Here is a 20428-nt window from a genome sequence, read left to right on the forward strand (position 1 = left end):
GAGGACCTGTCGTCGATTATGCCTGAGGCTACGCCGCAAAATCCACCAGCCTGGACCTCGCACCCGGCTTTCTGTCTAAAGTGTCATGGTTAGCGCCTCCGCCAGGCTAAGGCTTGTTGCGCCCGTCCCCCTGACGAAAAGGGGCGTGCGCTTGCAGCTCCCCCATCACCTGCGCCACCTGGGCAGCCTCCGCAGTGAGGACGCGGCCGATGAAGGCGGCGAAATCTCCATCGGCAAACCAGTGGGCCGACCAGGTGAGGCTGGGAACGAACCCCCGCGGCAGCTTGTGCTCCCCGCCCGCGCCGCCTTCGAAACGCGCCAGACCCCGTTCGATGCAAAAGGCAATGCCCTGGTAATAGCAGGTTTCGAAATGCAGGCCCGGCACGAATTCGAGACTTCCCCAATAGCGGCCATAGAGCGCCTCGCCATCGAAAAGATTGAGTGCCGCGGCAATGGGCTTGTCGCCACGGCGCGCGAGCACGAGCAGGCACGCCTCACCGAGATGCGTGCCCAGCTCGAGGAAAAACGCCAAGTTGAGATAGGGCGCGCTACCGTGCTCCCGGTAGGTGTGGCGGTAACAGCGGTTGAAGAAATGCCAATCCGCCTCACTGATTTGGGAGCCAATGCGCCACTCGAAGCGCACGCCGGATTCAAAGAGTCGCCGCCGCTCTTGGCGGATTTTTTTGCGCCGCTCACGGGTGAGGGAGGCGAGAAAATCATCGAAGCTGGCATACCCGGCATTGTGCCAGTGCAACTGGACACCCTGCCGCAAAAGGAGACCCCCCTGCGCCAGTTCCTCCGCCTGCTGTCGGGTGGGGAACAGACAATGCCAGGAGGACACCCCCAGCGCGCGCGCCAACGCCAGCGCGCCTTCGAGGAGGCGCTGGCGCGCCGCCGCCTCGCCCAGAAGGCGCGGGCCCGCCACCGGGGTGAAGGGCACGGCGGAGACCAGCTTGGGGTAGTAGGAGCGGCCCCATCGCGCCGCGAAGGCGCGCGCCCAGGACCAGTCGAAGACGAATTCGCCGTAGGAGTCATGCTTGAGATAGAGGGGCAGCGCCGCCTGCAGCCGCCCCTGCCGGCGCAACGCGAGATGCATGGGCAGCCACCCGCTTGCGCCTCCGACACAGCCGCTCGTCTCCAAAGCACGCAGAAAGGCATGGCGCACAAAGGGCTGGCTGCCTGCCAGCGCATCCCACTGGGATGCCTCCACATCGGCGAGGGAGTCGAGCTGCTCAAGGGTTGCCGCCGCTTCCTTACTCATGGGATTTCCTGGACAATTGGCGCTTCCCACTGCCGGATTGCATGACGATGAATCTGCACGAATACCAGGCCAAGGAACTGCTCCGTGAGTATGCCATCCCCACGCCCCGGGGGGTGGTGATCGAAAACACCTTGCATGCCGAAGTCGCCACCAATGAACTGGGAGGCACCAGTTGGGTGGTGAAGGCGCAAATCCACGCCGGCGGCCGCGGCAAGGCGGGCGGTGTGCGCATCGTCCACTCGGTGGATGAATTGCGCCGCGCGGCGGACGAACTTCTGGGCGCGCGCCTCGTCACCCGGCAGAACGCCCCCCAGGGCCAGCCCGTGGCGCGGGTGCTGGTGGAGGAGACCCTGGCGGTAGCGCGGGAGTTTTATCTTTCCCTGCTCGTCGATCGGGAAAAGGAACGCATCGCCGTCGTCGCCTCAGCCAGCGGCGGCATGGACATCGAGGAGGTGGCACGGGACAACCCCGCCAGCATCCTGCGTGAGCTCTGCGATCCCCTGCTCGGTCTGCAGGAATTCCAGTGCCGGCATCTCGCCTTCGCCCTGGGACTTCAGGGGCCTGAGGTGGCGGAGATGACGCGGCTTTTGCGCAATGCCTATCGCCTGTTTGTCAACAACGACCTCTCGCTTCTGGAAATCAATCCGCTGGTGCTCACGGCAGAGGGCAGGCTGCTGGCGCTGGACTGCAAGATGAGCGTGGACGACAACGCGCTGTGGCGGCGGCCGCGGCTTGCCGATCTGCGTGACCCCACCCAGGATGATCCGAAGGAAGCCGCCGCCCACGCGGTGGGGCTCAATTACATTGCTCTCGACGGCAACATCGGCTGCATGGTCAATGGCGCGGGGCTGGCCATGGCCACCATGGACCTCATCAAGCTGCACGGCGGTGAACCCGCCAATTTCCTCGACGTGGGCGGTAGCGCCACGGCGGAGACTGTGGCCAAGGCCTTCAAGATCATCCTTTCCGACCCCAAGGTGAAGGCCGTGCTGGTCAACATCTTTGGTGGCATCATGCGCTGCGACATCATCGCCGAGGGCATCATCCAGGCGGTGAAGGAAGTGGGCGTGAAGGTGCCGGTCATCGTGCGTCTGGAAGGCACCAACGTGGACCTGGGACGCAACCTCCTCGCCCAGTCGGGGCTCACCATCACCTCCGCGGCAAGCCTCACCGAAGCGGCGCAGCTTGCCGTGGCTGCGGCCTCCTGACGCCCTGCTCCCCCATCCCGGGGACCTGATCGCCCCTCAACCCGCGCGCAGGGCCGCGCGACGGCCCCGGTGCACCCGCACGCCGGCGAGGATGACAAGGCCGATCACGAAATAGGCGCCCACCACCAGCATCGCCAGACGGTGATCGCCACCGGTGAGCCAGGTGCCCACGCCATAGGTGAGGGGACCGAAGACCGCCGAGAGCTTCACGGCGAAGCCCCACAGACCGAAGAATTCGGCGCGGCGGCTTGCCGGCGAGAGCAGCCCCACCAGGGCACGGCCCGCCGATTGGCTGGCGCCCATGCACAGGCCGGCGATGTTGGCGGCAAGCCAGAAAAGGAGCGGGCCGCGCGCGGCATAGGCGAGAACGATCATCAGCAACCAGCCGACGAGGGTGAGGGCCACCGCCGCCACATGGCCGATCCGGTCCTGCAAAGCGCCGAAGAGCAGCGCCCCCACGGCGGCGGTGATGTTGACGACGAAAATGAGCTCGATGGTCTGCCGCACGCTGAAACCCATGACCTGCTGGGCATAGATGGCGGCCAGGGCAATTACCGCCTGGATGCCCGCCTGATAAAAGAGCGTGCACAACAGGAAACGGAAAAGATCGCGGAAGCGCCGCGCCTCCTTAAGGGTTTGCAAAAGACGCCGGAAGGCCTGCTGCGCCGCGCCGGCGGAGTCGGGCGCAGGGCTTGCCCGCTCGCGCAGAAAGAGAAAAGTGGGCAGGGCGGCGAACCCATACAACGCCGCCGTGATGAGGAGGGTGACCGCTACCGCCTCTGCCGGCGGCTTTCCCCGCGCCTGCGCCCAGCCGATGTAGGCAAGGCAGAGGGCGAGACTCACCAATCCCCCCAGATAGCCAAGCCCCCAACCCCAGGCAGAGACGCGTCCCACGGCGCGGGGCCGTGCCAATTCCGGCAGAAAGGCGGCGATGAGATTCTCGCCGGTGCCGTAGAAGAAATTGGACAACACGAGAAACAGCACCGCCGGCGCCAGGCTGCCGGGGCCGGTCAGGGAAAGCAGCGCCGTGAAGACGACACAGCCCAGGGTGGCCACGGCCAGGAGCAACTTTTTCGCCGCCCGCGCATCGGCATAGGCCCCCACCAGGGGGGCAGTGAGCACGATGAGGAGATAGGAGAAGGACAATGCGAGCGTCCACGCCAGCGTGGCCCAGGGCGCGCCGCCGGCGATCACGGAGACGAAGTAGGCATTGAACACCGCCGTGATCACCACCGTGGTGTAGCCGGAATTGGCGAAGTCGTACAACGCCCACGCCCAAACCTCCCGGGGCATCACACCGGAATTGAGCAGGGCGGAAGCGGACGTCTTCTTCATGGGTGACAAGCATAGCGGAAGCCCGCTTTCTGTCGTGGCTTTTTGTCTGCGGTTTACCGTGCCGGTGGGAACGGTTACCCTTCACGGTTGCCCCAGGAAAAGCGGACATGAACGACACCGATCTTTCGCGCCTCAACATCGACCGCGATCTGCCCCTGCGGCGGCGCCGGCGCTGGCCTTATCTCCTTGCCGCCGTGGCGATGACCGCCGCGCTGCTGGCGTGGGCCTGGTTCACCCAGCGCGCCGTGGCCGTGGAAACCACCACCGTGACGCTGGCCTATCCGTCCCAGGCGCTTGCCTTGTTCAACGCCACCGGCTACGTCACCCCCGCGCGCAAGGCCGCCGTGGCCTCCAAGGCCTCCGGTCGGCTGGAATGGCTGGGGGTGACCGAAGGCAGCCGGGTGCGCGCCGGGGAGATCATCGCCCGCCTGGAAAGCCAGGACATCGCCGCCCAACTGCGGCAGGCGCAAGCCAATGTCGAGGTTGCCCTGGCCCAGCGGGAACAGGCCGCCGCCGAATGGCGCGATGCCCAGCAGGCCGCGCGCCGGGCGCGGGAGCTTGCCCAGCGCAATTTCATCTCCGCCTCGGCGTTGGATACGGCGGCGGCGCGGGAAGAGCGGGCGCGGGCGGCGCTTGCCGCCGCCGAAGCCGCGGTGGCCGCGGCGCAGGCGCAGGCGGCGAACGTGCGCGTGCTCCTCGACTACACCGCCATCCGCGCCCCCTTCGACGGCATCGTGCTCACCAAGCATGCCAATGTGGGGGACGTCATCACCCCCTTCACCTCCGCCCTGGAAACCAAGGGGGCGGTGGTCACCCTCGCCGACATGTCCACCCTGGAAGTGGAGGCGGACGTTTCGGAATCGAATCTGTCCCGGCTGCGGCCCGGTCAGCCCTGTGAAATCCAGCTCGATGCCATTCCCGACGTGCGTTTTTCCGGACGGGTGGCGCGGATCGTGCCCACGGTGGACCGCACCAAGGCCACCGTGCTGGTGAAGGTGGCCTTCGATGCCCTCGATCCCCGGGTATTGCCGGACATGGCGGCCAAGGTGGCCTTCCTCGCGCGGCCCCTCCAGGAGGCGGAACGCCAGGCGCAACCCGCGCTGCCGGCGGGCGCCGTGGTGCGGCGCGACAAAGGCACCGTGGTGCTGCGGGTGAAAGCCGGGCGCGTCGAGGAAGTGCCGGTGGTGCTGGGGGAGCCCATCGGCGATCTGGTGGTGGTGAAAAGTGGCGTGTCGCCGGGCGATACGGTGGTCCTCAACCCCGGGGATTTGCGCGATGGCCGCCGCGTGCGCACGGCCAGGCCTTGACATGGCGCTTGTTGTCATCCGCCATCTGCGCAAATCCTACCGGCGGGGCGCCCAGATCGTGCCGGTGCTAGAGGACATCAGCTTCGACATCGAGGAGGGCGAATTCCTCGGCCTGATGGGCCCTTCCGGTTCCGGCAAGACCACCCTGCTCAATCTCATCGCCGGCATCGACAAACCGGACTCGGGCCTGCTTCAGGTGGGTGGCGTCGACATCACGCAGCTGGATGAGCCTTCCCTGGCCGCCTGGCGCGCCCGCCACGTGGGCTTCATCTTCCAGTTCTACAATCTGATGCCCGTCCTCACCGCACTGGAGAACGTGGAGCTGCCGCTCCTCCTCACCGGCCTTTCCCGCCGGGAGCGGCGCGCCCGGGCGGAACTCGCCCTGTCCATGGTGGGACTTGCCGACCGCATGGACCACTACCCCGGGGAACTGTCGGGGGGCCAGCAACAGCGGGTGGCCATTGCCCGCGCCATCATCACCGACCCCACCCTGATCGTCGCCGATGAGCCCACCGGCGACCTCGACCGGGCCTCGGCGCGGGATGTCCTCGATCTCCTGGATCGCCTCAACCAGGAGCTCCACAAAACCATCATCATGGTCACCCACGATCCCAAGGCGGCGGAACGCGCCCACCGTCTGCGCCATCTGGACAAGGGCGTGCTCACCGACGAGGCCCCCGCCACCGACACCCTGCCCTGAAATGACCCGCCTACCCGATGCGGCTGCGCCAAAACCCCCTGTTGCCCCCGCTGGCCGGGCCGGCGGTTGCGCGACGGGAGGTCTTTCCTTCCCGGAAGCTTAACGCGCCCGGGCCACGCCATGCTCTTCCGGCTGATCCTCAAAAACGTCTTCCGCCACCGCTTGCGCACCGCGCTCACACTCCTTGGCGTGACCATCGCCGTGCTCGCCTTTGGGCTCCTGCAGACCGTGGTGGGGGCCTGGTATGCGGGCGCCGAGGCCACCTCACGCACGCGCCTCGTGACCCGCAACGCCATTTCGCTGGTGTTTCCCCTGCCCTTGTCCTACCAGCAGAAAATCCGCGCCATACCCGGTGTGACCCAGGTCTCCCATTCCAACTGGTTTGGCGGCATCTATGGGAGCGAACGCAATTTCTTCCCCCAGTTCGCCGTGGAGGCGGAAAGCTACTTCCGTCTCTATCCGGAATTCCGCTTAAGCGGGGAGGAGATGCAAGCCTTCCTCCGTGACCGGCAGGGTGCCGTGGTTGGTCGCAAACTGGCCCAGCGCTTCGGCTGGAAGATGGGCGATATCGTCACCCTGCGCGGCACCATCTGGCCCGGCACCTGGCGCTTCGTCATCCGCGGCATTTACCGGGGTGCGGAAGCCACCACCGACGAGGGGCTGTTTTTCTTCCATTGGGATTACCTCAACGAAGTGGCGAAACGCCAGTACCCCCGACGCGCCAACACAGTGGGGGTGTTCATCGTCGGCATCAGTGATGCGGGACGGGCGGCGGCCCTCTCCTCGGCAGTGGACGAACTGTTCCGCAATTCCCTGGCGGAGACGCGCACGGAAACGGAAAAGGCTTTCCAGCTTTCCTTCGTCTCCATGACCGAGGCCATTCTCCTCGCCATCCAGGTCGTCTCCTACGTGGTGATCCTCATCATCCTCGCGGTGATGGCCAACACCATGGCGATGACGGCGCGGGAACGCCTGGCCGAATACGCCACCCTCAAGGCCCTGGGTTTTGGCCCCGACTTCGTGCGCCTTTTGGTCTATGGGGAATCCCTGGCCATCGCCACCCTTGGGGGTGCGCTGGGCATTGCCCTCACCTTCCCCGCCGCCTACGCCTTTGGCGGGCAACTGGCCAGTCTCTTCCCCGTCTTCCGCATCCAGCCGGCCACCCTTTGGCTGCAGGCCGCTGCCGCCATCGCCGTGGGTGTGGCGGCGGCCGCGGTGCCGGCGGAGAAGGGGGCGCGGGTCAACATCGTGGCCGGTTTGCGGAGCATTGCCTGATGTCGCTCACCGGTGTGCCCTTCCCCTATGTGGCGCGCAATCTCGTCACGCGGCGCATGACCACGCTGCTCACCGCAGGGGGCATGGCGCTGGTGGTCTTCGTCTTCGCCACCGTGCTCATGCTGAGCGAAGGCCTGCGCGCGGCGCTGGTGCAAAGCGGCGCGCCCGACAACGCCGTGGTGATCCGGCGTGGTGCCCAGACCGAAGTGCAAAGCGGTATCGAGCGCGCCCAGGCGGCCATCATCGAAAGTCAGCCGGAAGTGGCCTTCGATGCCGCGGGCCGGCGACTGGTGTCCAAAGAGGTGGTGGTGTTGATCAGCCTGCGCAAGCGGGAGTCCGGAGGACCAGCCAACGTCACCATCCGCGGCGTTGGGCCCCAGGGCCTGGCCCTGCGCCCCCAGGTGAGACTCACGGCGGGCCGCATGTTCCGGCCGGGTGCGTCCGAAATCATCGCCGGCAGCAGCGTGGCGCGCCGTTTCCAGGGTGCGGGAATCAATGAGACCGTCCGCTTCGGCCAGCGGGAATGGCGGGTGGTGGGGATCTTCGAGGCCGGTGGCAGCGCCTTCGATTCCGAAATCTGGGGCGATGGGGAACAGCTCATGCAGGCCTTCCGTCGCCCGGTCTATTCCTCGGTGGTGGTGAAGCTCGCCGATCCCACACGGTTTGCTGCTTTCCGCACCCGCCTGGAGACGGACCCCCGCCTGACGGTGGAAAGCAAGCCGGAGACCCGTTTTTACGCCGACCAGTCGGAGGTGCTGGCGCGCTTCATCGAAATCCTGGGACTGGCGCTTGCGGTGATCTTTTCCCTGGGCGCCACCATCGGCGCCATGATCACCATGTACGCTGCCGTCGCCAACCGCATCACCGAAATCGGCACCCTGCGCGCCTTGGGCTTCACCCGCCGGCACGTCCTCATCGCATTTCTCGCCGAGTCCCTGCTGCTGGCGCTTTCCGGCGGGGTGGTGGGCGTGGTGGCGGCTGCGTTCATGCAGTTCTTCACCCTCTCCACCATGAACTGGCAGACCTTCTCCGAGGTCGCCTTCGGCTTCCGCCTGACGCCGGGCATCGTGCTCGCCTCCCTGGGTTTCGCCGCCCTCATGGGGGTGGTGGGCGGCTTCCTGCCGGCGCTGCGCGCCGCGCGCCTCAGCATCGTGGCTGCCCTACGCGCCGCCTGATCAAGGACCCCAGGCGGCCCGCACCTCCGCCTCCGCCCGTTGCACCCGCTGACGGGCCTCCTTGAGCGCCCGCCGTTGGGCTTCGGCCGCCTCCTCGAGTCTCTGCCTCTGTCTCCGTGCCTCCTCCAACTCGCGGCCCAGGGTTTCCTCGCGCTGCTTCGCCTCCGCGAGTTCCTGTTGGGCAAGCTGATACGCCCGTTCGGCCTGCGCCGCCTCTTTGCGCGCCATCTCCAGCCGCAACTGGGCCGCCCGCGCCGCCGCCTCGGCAAGGGGGCGCTCCGCCATCGCCACCGCGGGCAACAGGAAGGCGAGTAACAACAGACGTTCAACGCGCCCCATAACCGAAGCTTCCCTGCCACTCGCCGTCGCGGTAATCAATGGCAAGCCAGTCCGGTGTGTAGGCTTCGGCGTGCACGATGTCCACCTCGGCAAGCGGCGGCGGCCCATCGGCCACCTTCGCCCCACAGGCACGGCTCACCACCGGACGGAAGCGCACGTGGAGTTTCTCCGCCGCCACCTCACCCGCCGCCCCTTCCCCAAGCTCGCGGAAGTGCACCCGCTTGCGGATGAGGCAACTGAAATAAAGTTCCATCTCCGCCAACAGCGGCTGCTGGCGCGCGGCGAGTGCGATCTGCGCCCGGGGCGTGAGATGGAGGGTGATGGATTTTCCGTTCACGGTCACCGTGGGCATGGATGTCCTCCGCAGCAATGCAGGATTATTCCTCCCTTTACCTCACCCCTGTCAACCGCAGCGGGGATGCAGCGTTTTTCCTTTTTGTCCGCGACGGTTCCCACTCACACACGGAGGTCAGCATGAATAAGTCTCTTGCCATCCTGTTTGCGACTTTGAGCTTTGCCGTTGCCGCCCACGCCGCCGATGAGCCGCGTAGCCCCCGCGCCACCCCGGCCACCCCAGCCATGCCGGCGACCCATGAAGCGGGCAAACCCGCCGAGCCCCCCAAGGCCACGCCCGCCACCCCCGCCCAGCCCGCGATGCCCGCCGCAGGGGAGCATGAAGACAAGGGCAAACACAAGGGCGCCGGTAAGGGCAAAAAAGCCGGCCAGCACTGATGTCCACACCGCCCCGTCCGGGGCGGTTTTCCGTTCTAGGGGTTGCCCACGCTGCCCAGCCAGAAGGCCTGGTCCATGCGCAGAAATTCGTCATAGGGGATGTAGTGGGAGCCGTCACAGGAAAAGGTGAGGCCCACGATGCCGTTGAAGAGATTGAGGGTGCCGGAACGCAGGTAGAACATCTCATCCATGAAGCGCAATGCCTTGAGCTGATCCAGCACCGGACGAATGCTTTCCTTGGGCACCGCCACGCCCGCGGGATAGGGACGACGGGGATAGGCAAGACAGCTGTCGGGATCGATCAGCGCTTCGATGCCCAGCAGCCGGTAACGGTAGGGATCGTCGATCACCCACAGCACCGCCCGGCTGCTGGAAAAATGCAGGATCACGTGATACACCCCGTGATCCACCATCAGTTCCTCCACCACCCCCAGCACGGTGTCGATGTGCCGGTCCATCTCGCTTTCCGCGCGCGTCTGATGGAAAACCGTGCCGCGGATGGAAGGATCGCCCTTGATCTGGCGCCAGTAGCGGGGCTCCTCATAGAGTTCCCGGGTGAGTGGCAGATCGTGGAGGAAGAAATCCGCACCGACGAAGCCCAGCACCAGGCCGGATGCGTTGCGCACCAGCTGGATCGCCGTCAGCGCCGGGCGCTTTTCCCGCAGGCTGATGTAGGCCTGGGACAGGCGGAAGCCGTCCGCCGGCACCGCCTCGCGTAGGTAGGGCCGTTCGGAACGGTCGCGACCGAAATCCGCCTCCACGATGCCCTCGTGGCCCACGTTGTCGCTGATCTGCACACCGTGCACATCGAGGGCGTAGAGATATTTGCAATGGGGCACCCGGGGCAGCATCTCCTCCAGCACCGCATCCAGCCGGGCGCGATCGGGCCAGACGGCGGCCACCGCCCGCGCCACCGCGGCGAGAGGCGCGGCAAGCAGCGTCTTCAGCTCGCGTCGTTGCGCGGCAATACTTTCCTGCAGGGTTTCCTTTGGCGGTTGCATGGCCGGTAGGATAGCGCCCCATTGTTGCAGAAAGAAATGGGGAGCCCCTCCCGCGCCGCGCCCGCCGGAAAAAAAGCGCAGGTGGGCAGGCCGGATTTCGGCGAAAAACGGGCGGCGCGAAGGCTACCCTGCGCCCCATTCCCTTTCAGGCGACGCTGCCGAAGCTATTGTCGCAGGCGGTAAAGGGCGGCCTCACACCGGCAAGGCGGCAGCCCTGGGCAATGGGCCCGCCGGGGAGAAGCGTGTAGAGATAGCGCAAGCCCCCTTGGGCGTGGAACGCTTCGTCGAGGGCATCGTGCAGGTCACGCAAATGGATGGGCAGACCGGCTTCCTGATGGCGCAGGAAATAGGCACGCAGCGCCTCACACACCTGCCAGTGGGCATCGGTGAAGGCAAGTCCCTCCGCGGCAGCGATGCGTTCCGCATCGGTACGCGACCAGGGGGTGATGATGGATTCAGCATGGGGATCACGGGGAATGTCCGGCCCGCTGCCGGAAAAAGTCTCAGAAGCGATGGCCATGGTGCGTCCTCCTTCCACTCTTGCCATGCTGGACAGTTTGAGATTAGTTCGTGGCCGGCCCGGATTCAAGGCGATCCCGCCAGTAGAGGTAGATCACCTGCACGGCAAGCGGCAGGGCCTCGCACAGACGCGCATAGCTTTCGCCTCCGGAGGGTGTAAGGCAGGCCAAGCGCTGGATCACCTCCAGGGGCTGGCGCAGCATGCCGCCCGCCGCGCCGGCCCAGTGCTCGCCGAAGAGCCGGGTGCCGGCGAGGAAACCCTCACACCAGGGACGGGGATCGAAGCGCACCCGCAAGCCATCCGCCACCGCCTCCCACACCGGTCGGAAATCCCCCTGGCGCAAACCCTCTTCGATGTCCCGGTAGAGGGCCAGCGCAAGCCCCAGCATTTCACCCGCCTGTTCCCCGCTGGCAAAGACCGGTTCATCGAAGACCAGCCTGATCCATTCCTCCGCCGACAAGGCCTCCGGGCCGCTCACGGCAGCGGTGAGAAAACCATGGGCACGGGACACACCCATGGCATCGGGCCCGCAGGCGCGGGATCGCAGGAAGCCTTCCAGGCGGGCGAGATCGGCCTCGGTGAGGGGTCGGGAAGGCACGGGGAACATCGTCGCAGCTTGCGCCTGGCAACACCAATCGTCAAGCCCCGTCCCCGGCGCAAGGACAAAGCGGTGCGGCTTCAGGGTTTCTCATCATGCTCGTGCAGCCGGGTGATGCTGGCCACCGTACGCAACACTTCCTCGTCGGGCAGCGGGGGCTCACAGCGCTCACGGTTCCAGCACAACAGAAGCTCCGCCACCACGTCCGGATCGACACCACGCCACAGCAGGTGTCCGGCGAGAGACGCAATGGTGCTGTTGCGCCGCCCCTCCGGCACCCCGCGCGCGATGAGCTCGCGCCAGTAGGCAACGGGATGTCCGGCGCGGGCTCTCGCATCACTGAGCAGCCAGCGGGGCAGGGGCGCCAAGGGGCGTTCCCGCGGCGCATGACCGGGACGCCAGACATAACTGCGCCCGGAAGGGTGGATGGACGGCGGAGCGACGATCAGTCCCCCATCGCCGCGCAGATCAATGCCCGGCGCCAGGCCCACGCGGTTACGGACTTCCACCCCCGGATGGGCGAAGTAGAGATGCCGTCCGCCACCGCCCGAGACCGCCTCCACGGTGATGGGCAGGGGGCCGTGCTCCCTTTCCAAGCGCGCGAGACTCGCCTCGCCCCCGTGCGCCGGATCGACGTCGAGCACCACCAGACCGGAGATGGCGCCGGTGACGATGGCCACGTTGGCATCGGGCCAGCGCGCGAACCACGCGCGCACCTCTTCCGGCGTCGGGCGGCTGGTCTGGTAGGTCTGCCAGGGGATGAGGGGACGCTTATCCCGCGGGCGCACGGGGAGCACGGCCCACCCGCGGGCAACATAATCGAGGGCGGCCTGGGCGCAGACAGAAAGCCGCATCAGTCGAGACGAAGCAGCGGGTGCTGGGCGCGCGCCGTCCGTGACCAGAGGGAAAGACCCGCCTGCTGATCAACGGTCTCCACCGCGAGGATGAAATCCGGGTCGTCGAAGTCCACCTGAGCCGTCGCCCCCTTGGCCTGCAGATGGTCGATCAGAAAATGGTCGAGGAAGCGTTCCTCCACCGGGCTCACCAGACGGCCGCGAAAGCCGCGGCGGTGCATGCGCACGTGGAACCGGCTGCCGGCAAGTTCTTCGAGCCATGGCAACGCGGCACGGCCCGCCTGGCTTTCGAATTCCTCCGGCGACTGGAAATGGAAGGTGACGGTCACCGGCACGATGCGCGCCACGAAACTTTCGATGCCGGGAACACGCTCCGCCTCCGCGAGAAAGGCCAGAGGATCGGCCGCCTGTCCCACCATGACGTTGTAGTAGGCGGTGGACTGCAGGGAGGCGAGCGGCGCGAGCAGCTCGCAGGCGCGCGCAAACCCCTGGTCGCGCGCGGTGATCACCACGTTCCAGTCGGGCATTTCCCTTTAGCCACGCTCGTAGGTACCCATCAGCACTGCCTCCGCCAGCACATGGCCGGACATGGCGCGTTCCAGCTGGGCCTTGGTGATGGCCCCCATCTCGGGCAGACGCGTGTCCAAGGCATAAAGCTTGAAGAAATAGCGATGGCGGCCGATGGGCGGACACGGTCCGCCGTAGCGGGTGCGGCCGAAATCATTCATGCCGGCAGTGGCCCCCTTCGGCACGCCCGCCGCTTCCGCCAGCCCCGGAAGCTCGGGAGGCAGGTTGTAGAGCACCCAGTGCACCCACACCATGCGCGGCGCGCGCGGGTCGGGGGCGTCGGGGTCGTCCACGATGAGGACCAGGCTCTTCGTTCCCGGCGGCACGCCGGTCCATTGCAATGGCGGCGAGACATCCCGGCCATCACAGGTATAGACGTCGGGAATCTCCCCTTCGTGGGGGAATGCAGGGGATGTGAGCTTCATCGCTGTCTCCTCAATCCGTCGGGCGGACCGCCCCATCATTTGAACCGCGCCGCCACCCGCTCCACCGCTGTGCGCAGATCGTCCCAGGCCTTCTCCGCCCCCGCGCGCAGTTCCTCCCAGGCTCCTTCGACCCCTTCGCGGATGGCTTCCAGCCGTGCCCGCAGCCGGTTGCGTAACACTTCCAGAGTTTCCAGCTCCCGATTGAATTCGCTTTTGAGTTCCAGCCTCGCCAGGGAAGCCTTGACCTTCAGTTCTTCGATGCGGGCTTCGAGGGCCTTGAGTTCCTCCTCGAGGCGTGCCTCGAATTGCCGCTGCCCGGTGGCGGAAAGGGGTGCCTTCCCGGCGGCGAGCATGCGGTCGATTTCGGCCTCCGCTTCCAGCCAATCCTGCACCGGATCGCCGCCGACGAAACCGCGACGCTCCGCCCGGAAATAAGCCGCCTCCGCAATCATGCGCCGGCGTTCCTCGGCTGTGACAGGGATACGGGGCTCTGCCATGATGAGTCCTCCTCAGGATGAAATCGAAACTGCTCCCGGCGCCTGATGGCACCGCTCCCCTTGGGCAAACCGGCATTTGCGGGGATTGGGCCTGCGCCCTGCTTTGCACTCTAGACCATACCGCCCCTCACCATGGGGCGTAGGCAAACCCCGCCCCGTATGCTGAGCCACCACGTCCTTCGTCACCGTCCAGCGTGCCGTCGACATATTGCAGGATCTGGACATAACAGGCGCTCATGGGGAGGCCCGTGGCGGTGAGCGGGGGCTATACTTGTGCTTTTGCTTGAGGGACCCTGCCCATGCGCCCGCTTTACCTGCTCGTTACGACGCTTGCCCTCACCGCCTGCCTCGGGACCACCGCCATCGGCGATATCCTTGCCCATCCCCGCGAATATGCGGGCCGCAACGTCACCGTGCAAGGCGAGGTGAAAAACGTCTTTTCCCTGCTCGTCATCAAGTATTTCACCCTCGACGATGGCACCGGCAGCATCACCGTGGTGACCGAGCGCCCGTTGCCGAAGAAAGGGGAACGCATCAAAGTGAAGGGGCGCGTGGAGGAGGCGTTCTCCCTGGGCGAGCAGACGCTCACCCTGATCATCGAGGCGCCCGATGAGCGCCCGCCCCGATCTTAAGGGGAAAACCGCGGTAAAATCCGAGTTTTTCGCAAAGCGGGGCGCATCGTGAGCGATTCCCTGATCGAAATTTCGGACCTTCATTTTTCATACGGCGACCGGCCCGTCCTGCAGGGCATCGACCTCAAGGTGCCGCGGGGCAAGGTGGTGGCCATCCTTGGCGCTTCCGGCTGCGGCAAGACGACCCTTTTGCGCCACATCGGTGGCCAGCTCAAGCCCGCGCGGGGCAGTGTCCGGGTGGCGGGCCAGGTGGTGCACGAGCTCGACGACGAGGCCCTCTACAGGCTGCGGCGCAAAATGGGCATGATGTTCCAGGCAGGCGGCCTTTTCTCCGACCTCACCGTCTTCGACAATGTCGCCTTTCCCCTGCGGGAACACACCAACCTGCCGGAATCCATGATCCGCGACCTCGTGCTCATGAAGCTGGACGCGGTGGGACTGCGTGGCGCCCGCCATCTCTACCCCAGCGAGCTGTCGGGGGGCATGGCCCGCCGCGTGGCGTTGGCGCGGGCCATCGCCATGGATCCGGAACTGCTCATCTACGACGAGCCCTTCGCCGGGCTCGACCCCATCTCCCTCAACGTCATCGCCAACCTGATCCGCAAGCTCAACGACGCTTTGGGCATCACCTCCATTGTCGTCACCTACGACGTGAGCGAGTCCATCAAGGTGGTGGATTACATCTACCTCATCCTCGACGGCAAAATCGCCGCTGCCGGCCCCACGGAGGAAATGGTGGCCTCCAAGGACCCCTTCGTGGAACAGTTCCTGCACGCCAAACCCGAAGGCCCCGTTCCCTTCCACTTCCCGGGACTACCCTACGGCCACGCCTTAGGATTTGCCTAAAGCCTCCGCGGCGCAAAAGGGAAAACCCGGGAAGACACGGAGGCCTCAGGAACGCAACCGCACCGGGGTCCCCTGTCTTCTGTCCCCTGCCCCCTGTAACCTGAAGCCTACCCTCCCCTCACCAGCAGCACCGGGCGGCTGGCCACGCGCACGATGCCTTCCGCCACGCTGCCCAGCAGCAGATGGGACAGTCCGCGCCGGCCATGGGTGCCGGCGACGATGAGATTTGCCGGCCAGTCTTCGGCTTCCTTGACGATGGCTTCCGCCAGGCGCTGGCCGACGGTGGTGATTTCCAGCAGTTTGAAATCGCCCTCGATGCCCGCCGCATGGACCCGCTTGATGAGCCGTTCCAGGAGAGCCTGGCCGCCCCTCGCCATGGCATCCCACAGCGCCTGGGGATTGACCCACTCGCCTTCCCAGTCCCAGATCACTTCATCCACGGCGTGCACCAGGCGCAGACGGGAACCTAGGGCCTTGGCAAGTCCCATGGCCTCCTCCAAGGCGCGCTCTGAGGTGGGGCTGCCATCGACGGCGACGAGTATGCGTTCGTACATGATGGGTTTCTCCCTTCAACGTGAAACAACGCGAAGCGTTTCCGCGTGCTCCCCCTTCCGGGGGCGGGCAGGCGTGAGGGAACCGATTACGGCGAAGCCGTTTCATCCTTCCCGGCGGCGAGGCGCCAGGATGGTCAGCGCGGCACTACGCGCGCCAACTCGCCACTGCCTTCGATGCGCACCGCCATGCCCGACTTCAGGCGCTCATCCACCGGCTGCACGATGGTCACCGTGCCGCCGCTGTTCATCTGTACGGTGATGCGCTGGGCATCTTTTTTCTTCATCTTGCTCTCCACCACCGTGCCTGCGGCGGCACCGGCAGCGGCACCGATGACGGTGGCGGCGGTGGTGCCGCGGCCCTGGCCGATCTGGGACCCGAGCAGGCCGCCGGCCACGGCACCGGCCACCGTACCGATGCCGAATTTGTAGTCTTCATCCACCTTGATGAGCTCGATGTGGGTGATGCGTCCGTTGCGATCGGTCTGCACTGCACTGCCGGCTGTCTCGCCATATTTCGGCCCACCCCAGTCGGGCGCGCCGGCGCAACCGGCACCCAGGGCGAGCACCATGAGCCACGGAATCAAGTGAGAGGTCTGCATGTCTGCTCCTTCGCTGATCGGGCCGCCAACGGCCCACGCCTTCACTCTAGACAGTCTGCGCCGCGGGCGCAAGGCGGTCAGAGGAAGCGCTGACCGTGCTCGCGGGTGGCGTGGAAGGCGACCTGCGGCCACTTTTCCATCACCACGTTCAGGTTGTAGCGGTTGCTGGCGAGGTAGACGGGATTGCCGTCCACGTCGGTGGCCAGCCGCCTCATCTGTTCCTTCTCGAAATCCCGGCGCGTGGACGCATCGGGGAAGACGAGCCAGCGCGCGGTGTGGATGTCGGCCGGCTCATAGATCGCATCCACCTTGTATTCCACCGCCAGGCGCGCCGCCACCACCTCGAACTGGAGCAGCCCCACCGCCCCCAGCAGCAGCTCGCCGCCGGCAAGGGGCTCGAAGACCTGGATGGCGCCCTCCTCCCCCAGTTCCTGCAGGCCCTTCAACAGTTGCTTGGCCTTCATCGGGTCGCGGGGACGGGCACGGCGGAAAAGCTCCGGCGCGAAATAGGGGATGCCCTTGAAGGCGAGCTTCTCGCCCTCGGTAAGGGTATCACCGATTTGCAACTGACCATGGTTGTGAATACCGATGATGTCCCCGGCGACCGCCTCCTCCCGGTGCAGCCGCTCGTTGGCCATGAAGGTGAGGGCATGGACGAGCTTCATTTCCCGGCCAAGGCGCATGTGGTTCACCTTCATGCCGGGGCGATAGCGCCCGGAGCAGACGCGGAAGAAAGCGATACGGTCCCGGTGTTTGGGATCCATGTTGGCCTGAATCTTGAACACGAAGCCGGTGAAGGCGGGCTCCGTCGGCTTCACCTGGCGCGTGCCGCCGTCGCGCGGCTGGGGCGCTGGCGCCCACTCGATGAGCGCCTCGAGCACCTCCTGTACACCGAAGTTGTTGATGGCGGAGCCGAAAAAGACCGGTGTCTGCGTGCCGGCAAGGAAGCGCCCCTGATCGAAAGGCGCGGCCGCGCCCTGGATGAGTTCCACATCCTCGCGCAGGCGGGGCACCTCGTCGGGGAAAGCGGCCATGAGCGCCGGATGGTGAAGGCCCTCAATGATCTCCTGGTCGCCGCGCCATCTTTCCTCACCGGCACTGAAACGCAGCAGACGCGCTTTCGGCAGGTGCCACACGCCGCGGAAGTGCCTGCCCATGCCGATGGGCCAGGTGATGGGGGCGCAATCGATTTTCAGCACCGATTCGATCTCCTCCAGGAGGGCGAGGGGCTCGCGTCCATCCCGGTCGAGCTTGTTGATGAAGGTGATGATGGGGGTGGCACGCAGACGGCACACCTCGAGCAGTTTGATGGTCTGCGCCTCCACGCCCTTGGCCGCATCGATCACCATCACCGCGCAATCCACCGCGGTGAGCACGCGATAGGTATCCTCGGAGAAGTCCTCGTGGCCGGGCGTGTCCAGCAGATTGATGACATGCCCCGCGTATTCGAACTGCATCACCGAACTGGTGACGGAGATGCCCCGCTGCTTTTCCACCTCCATCCAGTCGGAGGTGGCGTGCCGAGCGCTTTTGCGCGCCTTCACCGTACCGGCAAGCTGGATGGCCCCGCCAAAGAGGAGCAGCTTTTCCGTGAGCGTGGTCTTACCCGCGTCGGGATGGGAGATGATGGCAAAGGTGCGCCGCCGTGCCACCTCCAAGGCAAGCCCGGCGTCGGAAGAAAGTGCAGACATGAAAGGCAAACCAAAAAGAAAACCGCCGCAAGCGGCGGCGGTAACCTGGTGGCGATTATACCCCGTGCGCAGGCAGTCGGGGTGAGCCGCCGCGTTTGGCCCGATACATGTCCGCATCGGCGCAACGCAGCAGGTCGTCGGCGTTCACGCCATCGGCGGGGAAGAAGGCAAGCCCGATGCTCGCCCGCACCCTCGCTACTCTGCAGTCGAGGGCGAAGGGCTCGGCGAAGCAGGATTCGATGCGGGCAACCAGGGCCTCGATCTCGCTGCCCGGCCCCACCCCGGGGAAAATCCCCACGAACTCGTCGCCCCCATAGCGACAGAGGGTGTCCCCTTCCCGCAGCACTTCACGCACCCGGCGCGCCACTTCCACGAGGAGCGCATCCCCCACCTGGTGGCCGCAATGGTCGTTGACCGCCTTGAAGCCATCCAGGTCGAAGAGCACGAGGGCAAACTCGCGGCCGTCGCGCCGCCCCAGGGCCACCGCCTGCGCCAGCCGGTCCATGAGCAAAAGCCGGTTCGGCAGCCCGGTGAGGGGGTCCCGATGGGCAAGCTGCCAGAGCTCCCGCTGCAGGTTTTCCGTCTCCGTGACATCCTGGACGGTGCCCAGGAGCCGCAAGACGCGTCCCGTCGCGTCCCGCTCCGCCACCCCCTGTTCCAGCATGTGGCGCACGCTGCCATCGGGCAGAACGATGCGGTGGGTGAAACGGTAGGGCTCGCCCAAGGCCAGCGCCTGGGTCACCATCTGATGGAAACGCCTGCGGTCATCGGGATGCACCCGCGCGATGAAGTCGTCGTAGGTGAGCATCCCCTTGCCGCCATCGAGGCCGAAGAGGGAATGGATTTCCTCGGCCGCGGTGAACCGTCCGCTTTCCACCTCCCATTCCCAATGGGCCATGCGGCCAATGCGCTGCGCCTCCCGCAACAGGTCCGCGGTGTGCTTGAGCTCCCGCGTCCGCTGCGCCACCTCCTCCTCCAGGGTGTGGCTCAGCTTCTGCAGACGGGCGGCGGTTTCGGCATGACCGGCCATTTCATCCAGAAGCTGCTGCCGATCCCGGCGGCTGCGCTGCACCACCACCGCGCCGGTGACGATGGTGAGGACCATGGCCGCCAAGCCCAGCCCACCGAGGGCAAGCAGGGTGCGCCCATAGAGGGCACGGGCGCGGGCAATGGCCTCGGCTGTCCTCTGCCGGTAAAGCTCTAGAAGACCCTCGGTGCGCGCCAGCACCGCCTCCTGAAGGGGCACCGCCTGGGTGAGCAACAGGCGCCGTGCCTCCTCCACCGCCCCCGCCTCCTCCAGCTCCAGGATGCGTTCCACGACGAGAGCCGTTTCCCGGTTCGCCGCGCGTGCTGCGGCCAATGCGGCCCGTTCGGCATCATCCTGCGCCGCCGCCTCCACTTCACCGCGCACCTTCATGAAGCGCTCCGCCAGGGCGTAGATGGCCTGGCGGTACTCGTCCCGCCTGAAGGGATCAAGCTCCGTCAAAAGCATGTTCACCCGCAGCATGCGCTCCCGCACCGTGCTCCGCATCTCGTGGATGCGGGCAAGCTGCGTATTCTGCATCTCCACGATGCCCTGCACTTCCGCCCGCAGGGTGCGCAGGCTCAGGATCGCCATGCCGGTGACCAGGGCGACCAGTACCAGCTCGAAGGCGAAGGCGAATTTCAGCCAGCGGAGGAAATTGTTATGGGTGGGATCAGCCATGGGCGCGTTTTGGATCCTGCAACGCCTGGCAGAAATAGCGGCCGACCCGGGCCGGTCTTTAGCGCCGGGCCTGCCGCTGGGTTACCGTGGCTATGCGCCAGGGGAAAGCGTGCTCGTGGGCACGCCCCAGGAAGGCGGTCTGCCCTTGCCCTACGGGGACGGGCAGACGCTGACCGTGCGCGCCTTCACCGGCATCGGCGTGTTCGCCTTCGACGCCGCCATCCAGCGCATCGTGGAACGTCCCCACCCGGAGCAGGCAGTGCCCCTTGCCGACTACGGCGTCGCCTTCGAACGCCTGACCCTGGGACAGCGGGTCATGCTGCAGAACTTCGTCTATCACCACCTGCTGCACGGCAACCGCCTCAGGGTGTGAAAGCCCGAGCCGGGTCCAGGGCTTGCCGGGTCGAAGGCGTTAGCGAAGGGGCACGGAAGAGGAAGGCCGTGGCCACCCACGGGGAAGGGCGCTTCTGGTGGGCCCGCTGGGACTCGAACCCAGGACCAAAGGATTATGAGTCCTCTGCTCTGACCGGCTGAGCTACAGGCCCGAAGACGCGAAGCCAAGGTCCGCGCAAGGCCGCCATTCTATGCGCGCGGGCCAAGGGGGCGC

General features: G+C 66.2%; 24 protein-coding genes and 1 tRNA gene. 9 read left to right on the top strand and 16 right to left on the bottom strand.

Features of this window, described 5'->3' with window-relative positions; translation table 11 throughout:
- Positions 1–106 precede the first annotated feature (106 nt).
- Entirely contained in the window at positions 107–1261 is a 1155-nt protein-coding gene (locus K6T56_05675; GenBank protein ID MCL6555833.1) for a GNAT family N-acetyltransferase, read from the bottom strand.
- Between the two features lie 47 nt (positions 1262–1308).
- Between K6T56_05675 and sucC the strand changes: the two genes are divergently transcribed.
- Entirely contained in the window at positions 1309–2469 is a 1161-nt protein-coding gene (gene sucC, locus K6T56_05680) for an ADP-forming succinate--CoA ligase subunit beta (GenBank protein MCL6555834.1), read from the top strand.
- Positions 2470–2505: 36 nt separating this feature from the next.
- Here sucC and K6T56_05685 read toward each other — a convergent pair whose 3' ends face one another.
- Positions 2506–3804 carry an MFS transporter gene (locus K6T56_05685; GenBank protein MCL6555835.1) on the bottom strand — a complete coding sequence of 433 codons (1299 nt, stop codon included), beginning with the start codon at positions 3802–3804 and terminating at the stop codon, positions 2506–2508.
- Between the two features lie 107 nt (positions 3805–3911).
- Here K6T56_05685 and K6T56_05690 point away from each other — a divergent pair, with 107 nt between their 5' ends.
- The 4 genes from K6T56_05690 (at position 3912) to K6T56_05705 (ending at position 8261) form a co-directional block, all read left to right on the top strand.
- Positions 3912–5111, top strand: coding sequence for an efflux RND transporter periplasmic adaptor subunit (locus tag K6T56_05690; protein MCL6555836.1), 1200 nt, complete (start codon positions 3912–3914; stop codon positions 5109–5111).
- A gap of 1 nt (position 5112) precedes the next feature.
- Entirely contained in the window at positions 5113–5811 is a 699-nt protein-coding gene (locus K6T56_05695; GenBank protein MCL6555837.1) for an ABC transporter ATP-binding protein, read from the top strand.
- Positions 5812–5931: 120 nt separating this feature from the next.
- Entirely contained in the window at positions 5932–7086 is a 1155-nt protein-coding gene (locus tag K6T56_05700) for an ABC transporter permease (protein MCL6555838.1), read from the top strand.
- Positions 7086–8261 (top strand): ABC transporter permease, encoded by a 1176-nt coding sequence (locus tag K6T56_05705; protein MCL6555839.1) that lies wholly within the window; start codon positions 7086–7088, stop codon positions 8259–8261. Before K6T56_05700 ends, K6T56_05705 begins: the two co-directional genes overlap by 1 nt.
- On the opposite strand, the gene K6T56_05710 is transcribed toward K6T56_05705, so the two are convergent.
- Together K6T56_05710 and K6T56_05715 are read right to left on the bottom strand one after the other, a co-directional pair.
- Positions 8262–8600: a hypothetical protein gene (locus K6T56_05710; protein ID MCL6555840.1), complete on the bottom strand. Its 339-nt coding sequence runs from the start codon at positions 8598–8600 to the stop codon at positions 8262–8264. It abuts the gene before it with no gap.
- Positions 8587–8952, bottom strand: a complete 366-nt coding sequence (locus K6T56_05715) for a hypothetical protein (protein ID MCL6555841.1) — start codon at positions 8950–8952, stop codon at positions 8587–8589. Before K6T56_05715 ends, K6T56_05710 begins: the two co-directional genes overlap by 14 nt.
- 122 nt (positions 8953–9074) lie before the next feature.
- Here K6T56_05715 and K6T56_05720 point away from each other — a divergent pair, with 122 nt between their 5' ends.
- Positions 9075–9332: a cell envelope biogenesis protein TolA gene (locus K6T56_05720; GenBank protein ID MCL6555842.1), complete on the top strand. Its 258-nt coding sequence runs from the start codon at positions 9075–9077 to the stop codon at positions 9330–9332.
- 35 nt (positions 9333–9367) lie between these two features.
- Here K6T56_05720 and K6T56_05725 read toward each other — a convergent pair whose 3' ends face one another.
- The 7 genes from K6T56_05725 to K6T56_05755 all read right to left on the bottom strand — a co-directional run bounded on the left by K6T56_05725 (position 9368) and on the right by K6T56_05755 (position 13794).
- Positions 9368–10333: a PDC sensor domain-containing protein gene (locus tag K6T56_05725; GenBank protein ID MCL6555843.1), complete on the bottom strand. Its 966-nt coding sequence runs from the start codon at positions 10331–10333 to the stop codon at positions 9368–9370.
- A 145-nt stretch (positions 10334–10478) separates the two neighbouring features.
- Positions 10479–10853, bottom strand: coding sequence for a TusE/DsrC/DsvC family sulfur relay protein (locus K6T56_05730; GenBank protein ID MCL6555844.1), 375 nt, complete (start codon positions 10851–10853; stop codon positions 10479–10481).
- A 43-nt stretch (positions 10854–10896) separates the two neighbouring features.
- Positions 10897–11451: a YecA family protein gene (locus K6T56_05735; protein ID MCL6555845.1), complete on the bottom strand. Its 555-nt coding sequence runs from the start codon at positions 11449–11451 to the stop codon at positions 10897–10899.
- A gap of 80 nt (positions 11452–11531) precedes the next feature.
- Positions 11532–12305, bottom strand: a complete 774-nt coding sequence (locus K6T56_05740) for a bifunctional DNA primase/polymerase (protein MCL6555846.1) — start codon at positions 12303–12305, stop codon at positions 11532–11534.
- Positions 12305–12832 (bottom strand): hypothetical protein, encoded by a 528-nt coding sequence (locus tag K6T56_05745; GenBank protein MCL6555847.1) that lies wholly within the window; start codon positions 12830–12832, stop codon positions 12305–12307. The genes K6T56_05740 and K6T56_05745 overlap by 1 nt, the downstream gene beginning before the upstream one ends.
- A gap of 6 nt (positions 12833–12838) precedes the next feature.
- Positions 12839–13333 (bottom strand): YbhB/YbcL family Raf kinase inhibitor-like protein, encoded by a 495-nt coding sequence (locus K6T56_05750; GenBank protein ID MCL6555848.1) that lies wholly within the window; start codon positions 13331–13333, stop codon positions 12839–12841.
- A complete protein-coding gene (locus tag K6T56_05755; GenBank protein MCL6555849.1) occupies positions 13333–13794 on the bottom strand; it encodes a DUF2934 domain-containing protein in 462 nt (153 codons plus the stop codon). Before K6T56_05755 ends, K6T56_05750 begins: the two co-directional genes overlap by 1 nt.
- 299 nt (positions 13795–14093) lie before the next feature.
- Between K6T56_05755 and K6T56_05760 the strand changes: the two genes are divergently transcribed.
- Both K6T56_05760 and K6T56_05765 read left to right on the top strand, forming a co-directional pair.
- Positions 14094–14426 carry an OB-fold nucleic acid binding domain-containing protein gene (locus K6T56_05760; GenBank protein MCL6555850.1) on the top strand — a complete coding sequence of 111 codons (333 nt, stop codon included), beginning with the start codon at positions 14094–14096 and terminating at the stop codon, positions 14424–14426.
- 48 nt (positions 14427–14474) lie between these two features.
- The gene (locus K6T56_05765; protein MCL6555851.1) at positions 14475–15272 is read left to right on the top strand and encodes an ABC transporter ATP-binding protein; all 798 of its coding nucleotides are present in this window, start codon (positions 14475–14477) and stop codon (positions 15270–15272) included.
- A 107-nt stretch (positions 15273–15379) separates the two neighbouring features.
- Here the strand turns inward: K6T56_05765 and K6T56_05770 are convergent, their stop codons facing one another.
- The 4 genes from K6T56_05770 to K6T56_05785 all read right to left on the bottom strand — a co-directional run bounded on the left by K6T56_05770 (position 15380) and on the right by K6T56_05785 (position 19821).
- Positions 15380–15826, bottom strand: coding sequence for a universal stress protein (locus tag K6T56_05770; GenBank protein MCL6555852.1), 447 nt, complete (start codon positions 15824–15826; stop codon positions 15380–15382).
- A 134-nt stretch (positions 15827–15960) separates the two neighbouring features.
- Positions 15961–16425: a glycine zipper 2TM domain-containing protein gene (locus K6T56_05775; protein ID MCL6555853.1), complete on the bottom strand. Its 465-nt coding sequence runs from the start codon at positions 16423–16425 to the stop codon at positions 15961–15963.
- A 77-nt stretch (positions 16426–16502) separates the two neighbouring features.
- Positions 16503–18116: a peptide chain release factor 3 gene (locus tag K6T56_05780; protein MCL6555854.1), complete on the bottom strand. Its 1614-nt coding sequence runs from the start codon at positions 18114–18116 to the stop codon at positions 16503–16505.
- A gap of 55 nt (positions 18117–18171) precedes the next feature.
- Positions 18172–19821 carry a diguanylate cyclase gene (locus K6T56_05785; protein ID MCL6555855.1) on the bottom strand — a complete coding sequence of 550 codons (1650 nt, stop codon included), beginning with the start codon at positions 19819–19821 and terminating at the stop codon, positions 18172–18174.
- Here K6T56_05785 and K6T56_05790 point away from each other — a divergent pair.
- Positions 19820–20194: a flagellar brake protein gene (locus tag K6T56_05790; GenBank protein ID MCL6555856.1), complete on the top strand. Its 375-nt coding sequence runs from the start codon at positions 19820–19822 to the stop codon at positions 20192–20194. The two genes, K6T56_05785 and K6T56_05790, sit on opposite strands and share 2 nt — an antisense overlap.
- Positions 20195–20289: 95 nt before the next feature.
- Here the strand turns inward: K6T56_05790 and K6T56_05795 are convergent.
- A tRNA-Ile gene (locus tag K6T56_05795) sits at positions 20290–20366 on the bottom strand.
- Positions 20367–20428: the final 62 nt, after the last annotated feature.

The sequence above is a fragment of the Burkholderiales bacterium genome (assembly GCA_023511995.1).
Classification (GTDB): domain Bacteria; phylum Pseudomonadota; class Gammaproteobacteria; order Burkholderiales; family Thiobacteraceae; genus Thiobacter.

What these genes read in the sequence shown, in the direction of transcription:
- K6T56_05760 (MCL6555850.1), top strand. Translation starts at nt 14,094, where the DNA reads ATGCGCCCGCTTTACCTGCTCGTTACGACGCTTGCCCTCACCGCCTGC.
- K6T56_05780 (MCL6555854.1), bottom strand. Translation starts at nt 18,116, where the DNA reads ATGTCTGCACTTTCTTCCGACGCCGGGCTTGCCTTGGAGGTGGCACGG.
- K6T56_05750 (MCL6555848.1), bottom strand. Translation starts at nt 13,333, where the DNA reads ATGGGGCGGTCCGCCCGACGGATTGAGGAGACAGCGATGAAGCTCACA.
- K6T56_05690 (MCL6555836.1), top strand. Translation starts at nt 3,912, where the DNA reads ATGAACGACACCGATCTTTCGCGCCTCAACATCGACCGCGATCTGCCC.
- K6T56_05715 (MCL6555841.1), bottom strand. Translation starts at nt 8,952, where the DNA reads ATGCCCACGGTGACCGTGAACGGAAAATCCATCACCCTCCATCTCACG.
- K6T56_05705 (MCL6555839.1), top strand. Translation starts at nt 7,086, where the DNA reads ATGTCGCTCACCGGTGTGCCCTTCCCCTATGTGGCGCGCAATCTCGTC.
- K6T56_05770 (MCL6555852.1), bottom strand. Translation starts at nt 15,826, where the DNA reads ATGTACGAACGCATACTCGTCGCCGTCGATGGCAGCCCCACCTCAGAG.
- K6T56_05740 (MCL6555846.1), bottom strand. Translation starts at nt 12,305, where the DNA reads ATGCGGCTTTCTGTCTGCGCCCAGGCCGCCCTCGATTATGTTGCCCGC.
- K6T56_05790 (MCL6555856.1), top strand. Translation starts at nt 19,820, where the DNA reads ATGGGCGCGTTTTGGATCCTGCAACGCCTGGCAGAAATAGCGGCCGAC.
- K6T56_05745 (MCL6555847.1), bottom strand. Translation starts at nt 12,832, where the DNA reads ATGCCCGACTGGAACGTGGTGATCACCGCGCGCGACCAGGGGTTTGCG.
- K6T56_05775 (MCL6555853.1), bottom strand. Translation starts at nt 16,425, where the DNA reads ATGCAGACCTCTCACTTGATTCCGTGGCTCATGGTGCTCGCCCTGGGT.
- sucC (MCL6555834.1), top strand. Translation starts at nt 1,309, where the DNA reads ATGAATCTGCACGAATACCAGGCCAAGGAACTGCTCCGTGAGTATGCC.
- K6T56_05785 (MCL6555855.1), bottom strand. Translation starts at nt 19,821, where the DNA reads ATGGCTGATCCCACCCATAACAATTTCCTCCGCTGGCTGAAATTCGCC.
- K6T56_05725 (MCL6555843.1), bottom strand. Translation starts at nt 10,333, where the DNA reads ATGCAACCGCCAAAGGAAACCCTGCAGGAAAGTATTGCCGCGCAACGA.
- K6T56_05695 (MCL6555837.1), top strand. Translation starts at nt 5,113, where the DNA reads ATGGCGCTTGTTGTCATCCGCCATCTGCGCAAATCCTACCGGCGGGGC.
- K6T56_05710 (MCL6555840.1), bottom strand. Translation starts at nt 8,600, where the DNA reads ATGGGGCGCGTTGAACGTCTGTTGTTACTCGCCTTCCTGTTGCCCGCG.
- K6T56_05675 (MCL6555833.1), bottom strand. Translation starts at nt 1,261, where the DNA reads ATGAGTAAGGAAGCGGCGGCAACCCTTGAGCAGCTCGACTCCCTCGCC.
- K6T56_05685 (MCL6555835.1), bottom strand. Translation starts at nt 3,804, where the DNA reads ATGAAGAAGACGTCCGCTTCCGCCCTGCTCAATTCCGGTGTGATGCCC.
- K6T56_05730 (MCL6555844.1), bottom strand. Translation starts at nt 10,853, where the DNA reads ATGGCCATCGCTTCTGAGACTTTTTCCGGCAGCGGGCCGGACATTCCC.
- K6T56_05720 (MCL6555842.1), top strand. Translation starts at nt 9,075, where the DNA reads ATGAATAAGTCTCTTGCCATCCTGTTTGCGACTTTGAGCTTTGCCGTT.
- K6T56_05700 (MCL6555838.1), top strand. Translation starts at nt 5,932, where the DNA reads ATGCTCTTCCGGCTGATCCTCAAAAACGTCTTCCGCCACCGCTTGCGC.
- K6T56_05755 (MCL6555849.1), bottom strand. Translation starts at nt 13,794, where the DNA reads ATGGCAGAGCCCCGTATCCCTGTCACAGCCGAGGAACGCCGGCGCATG.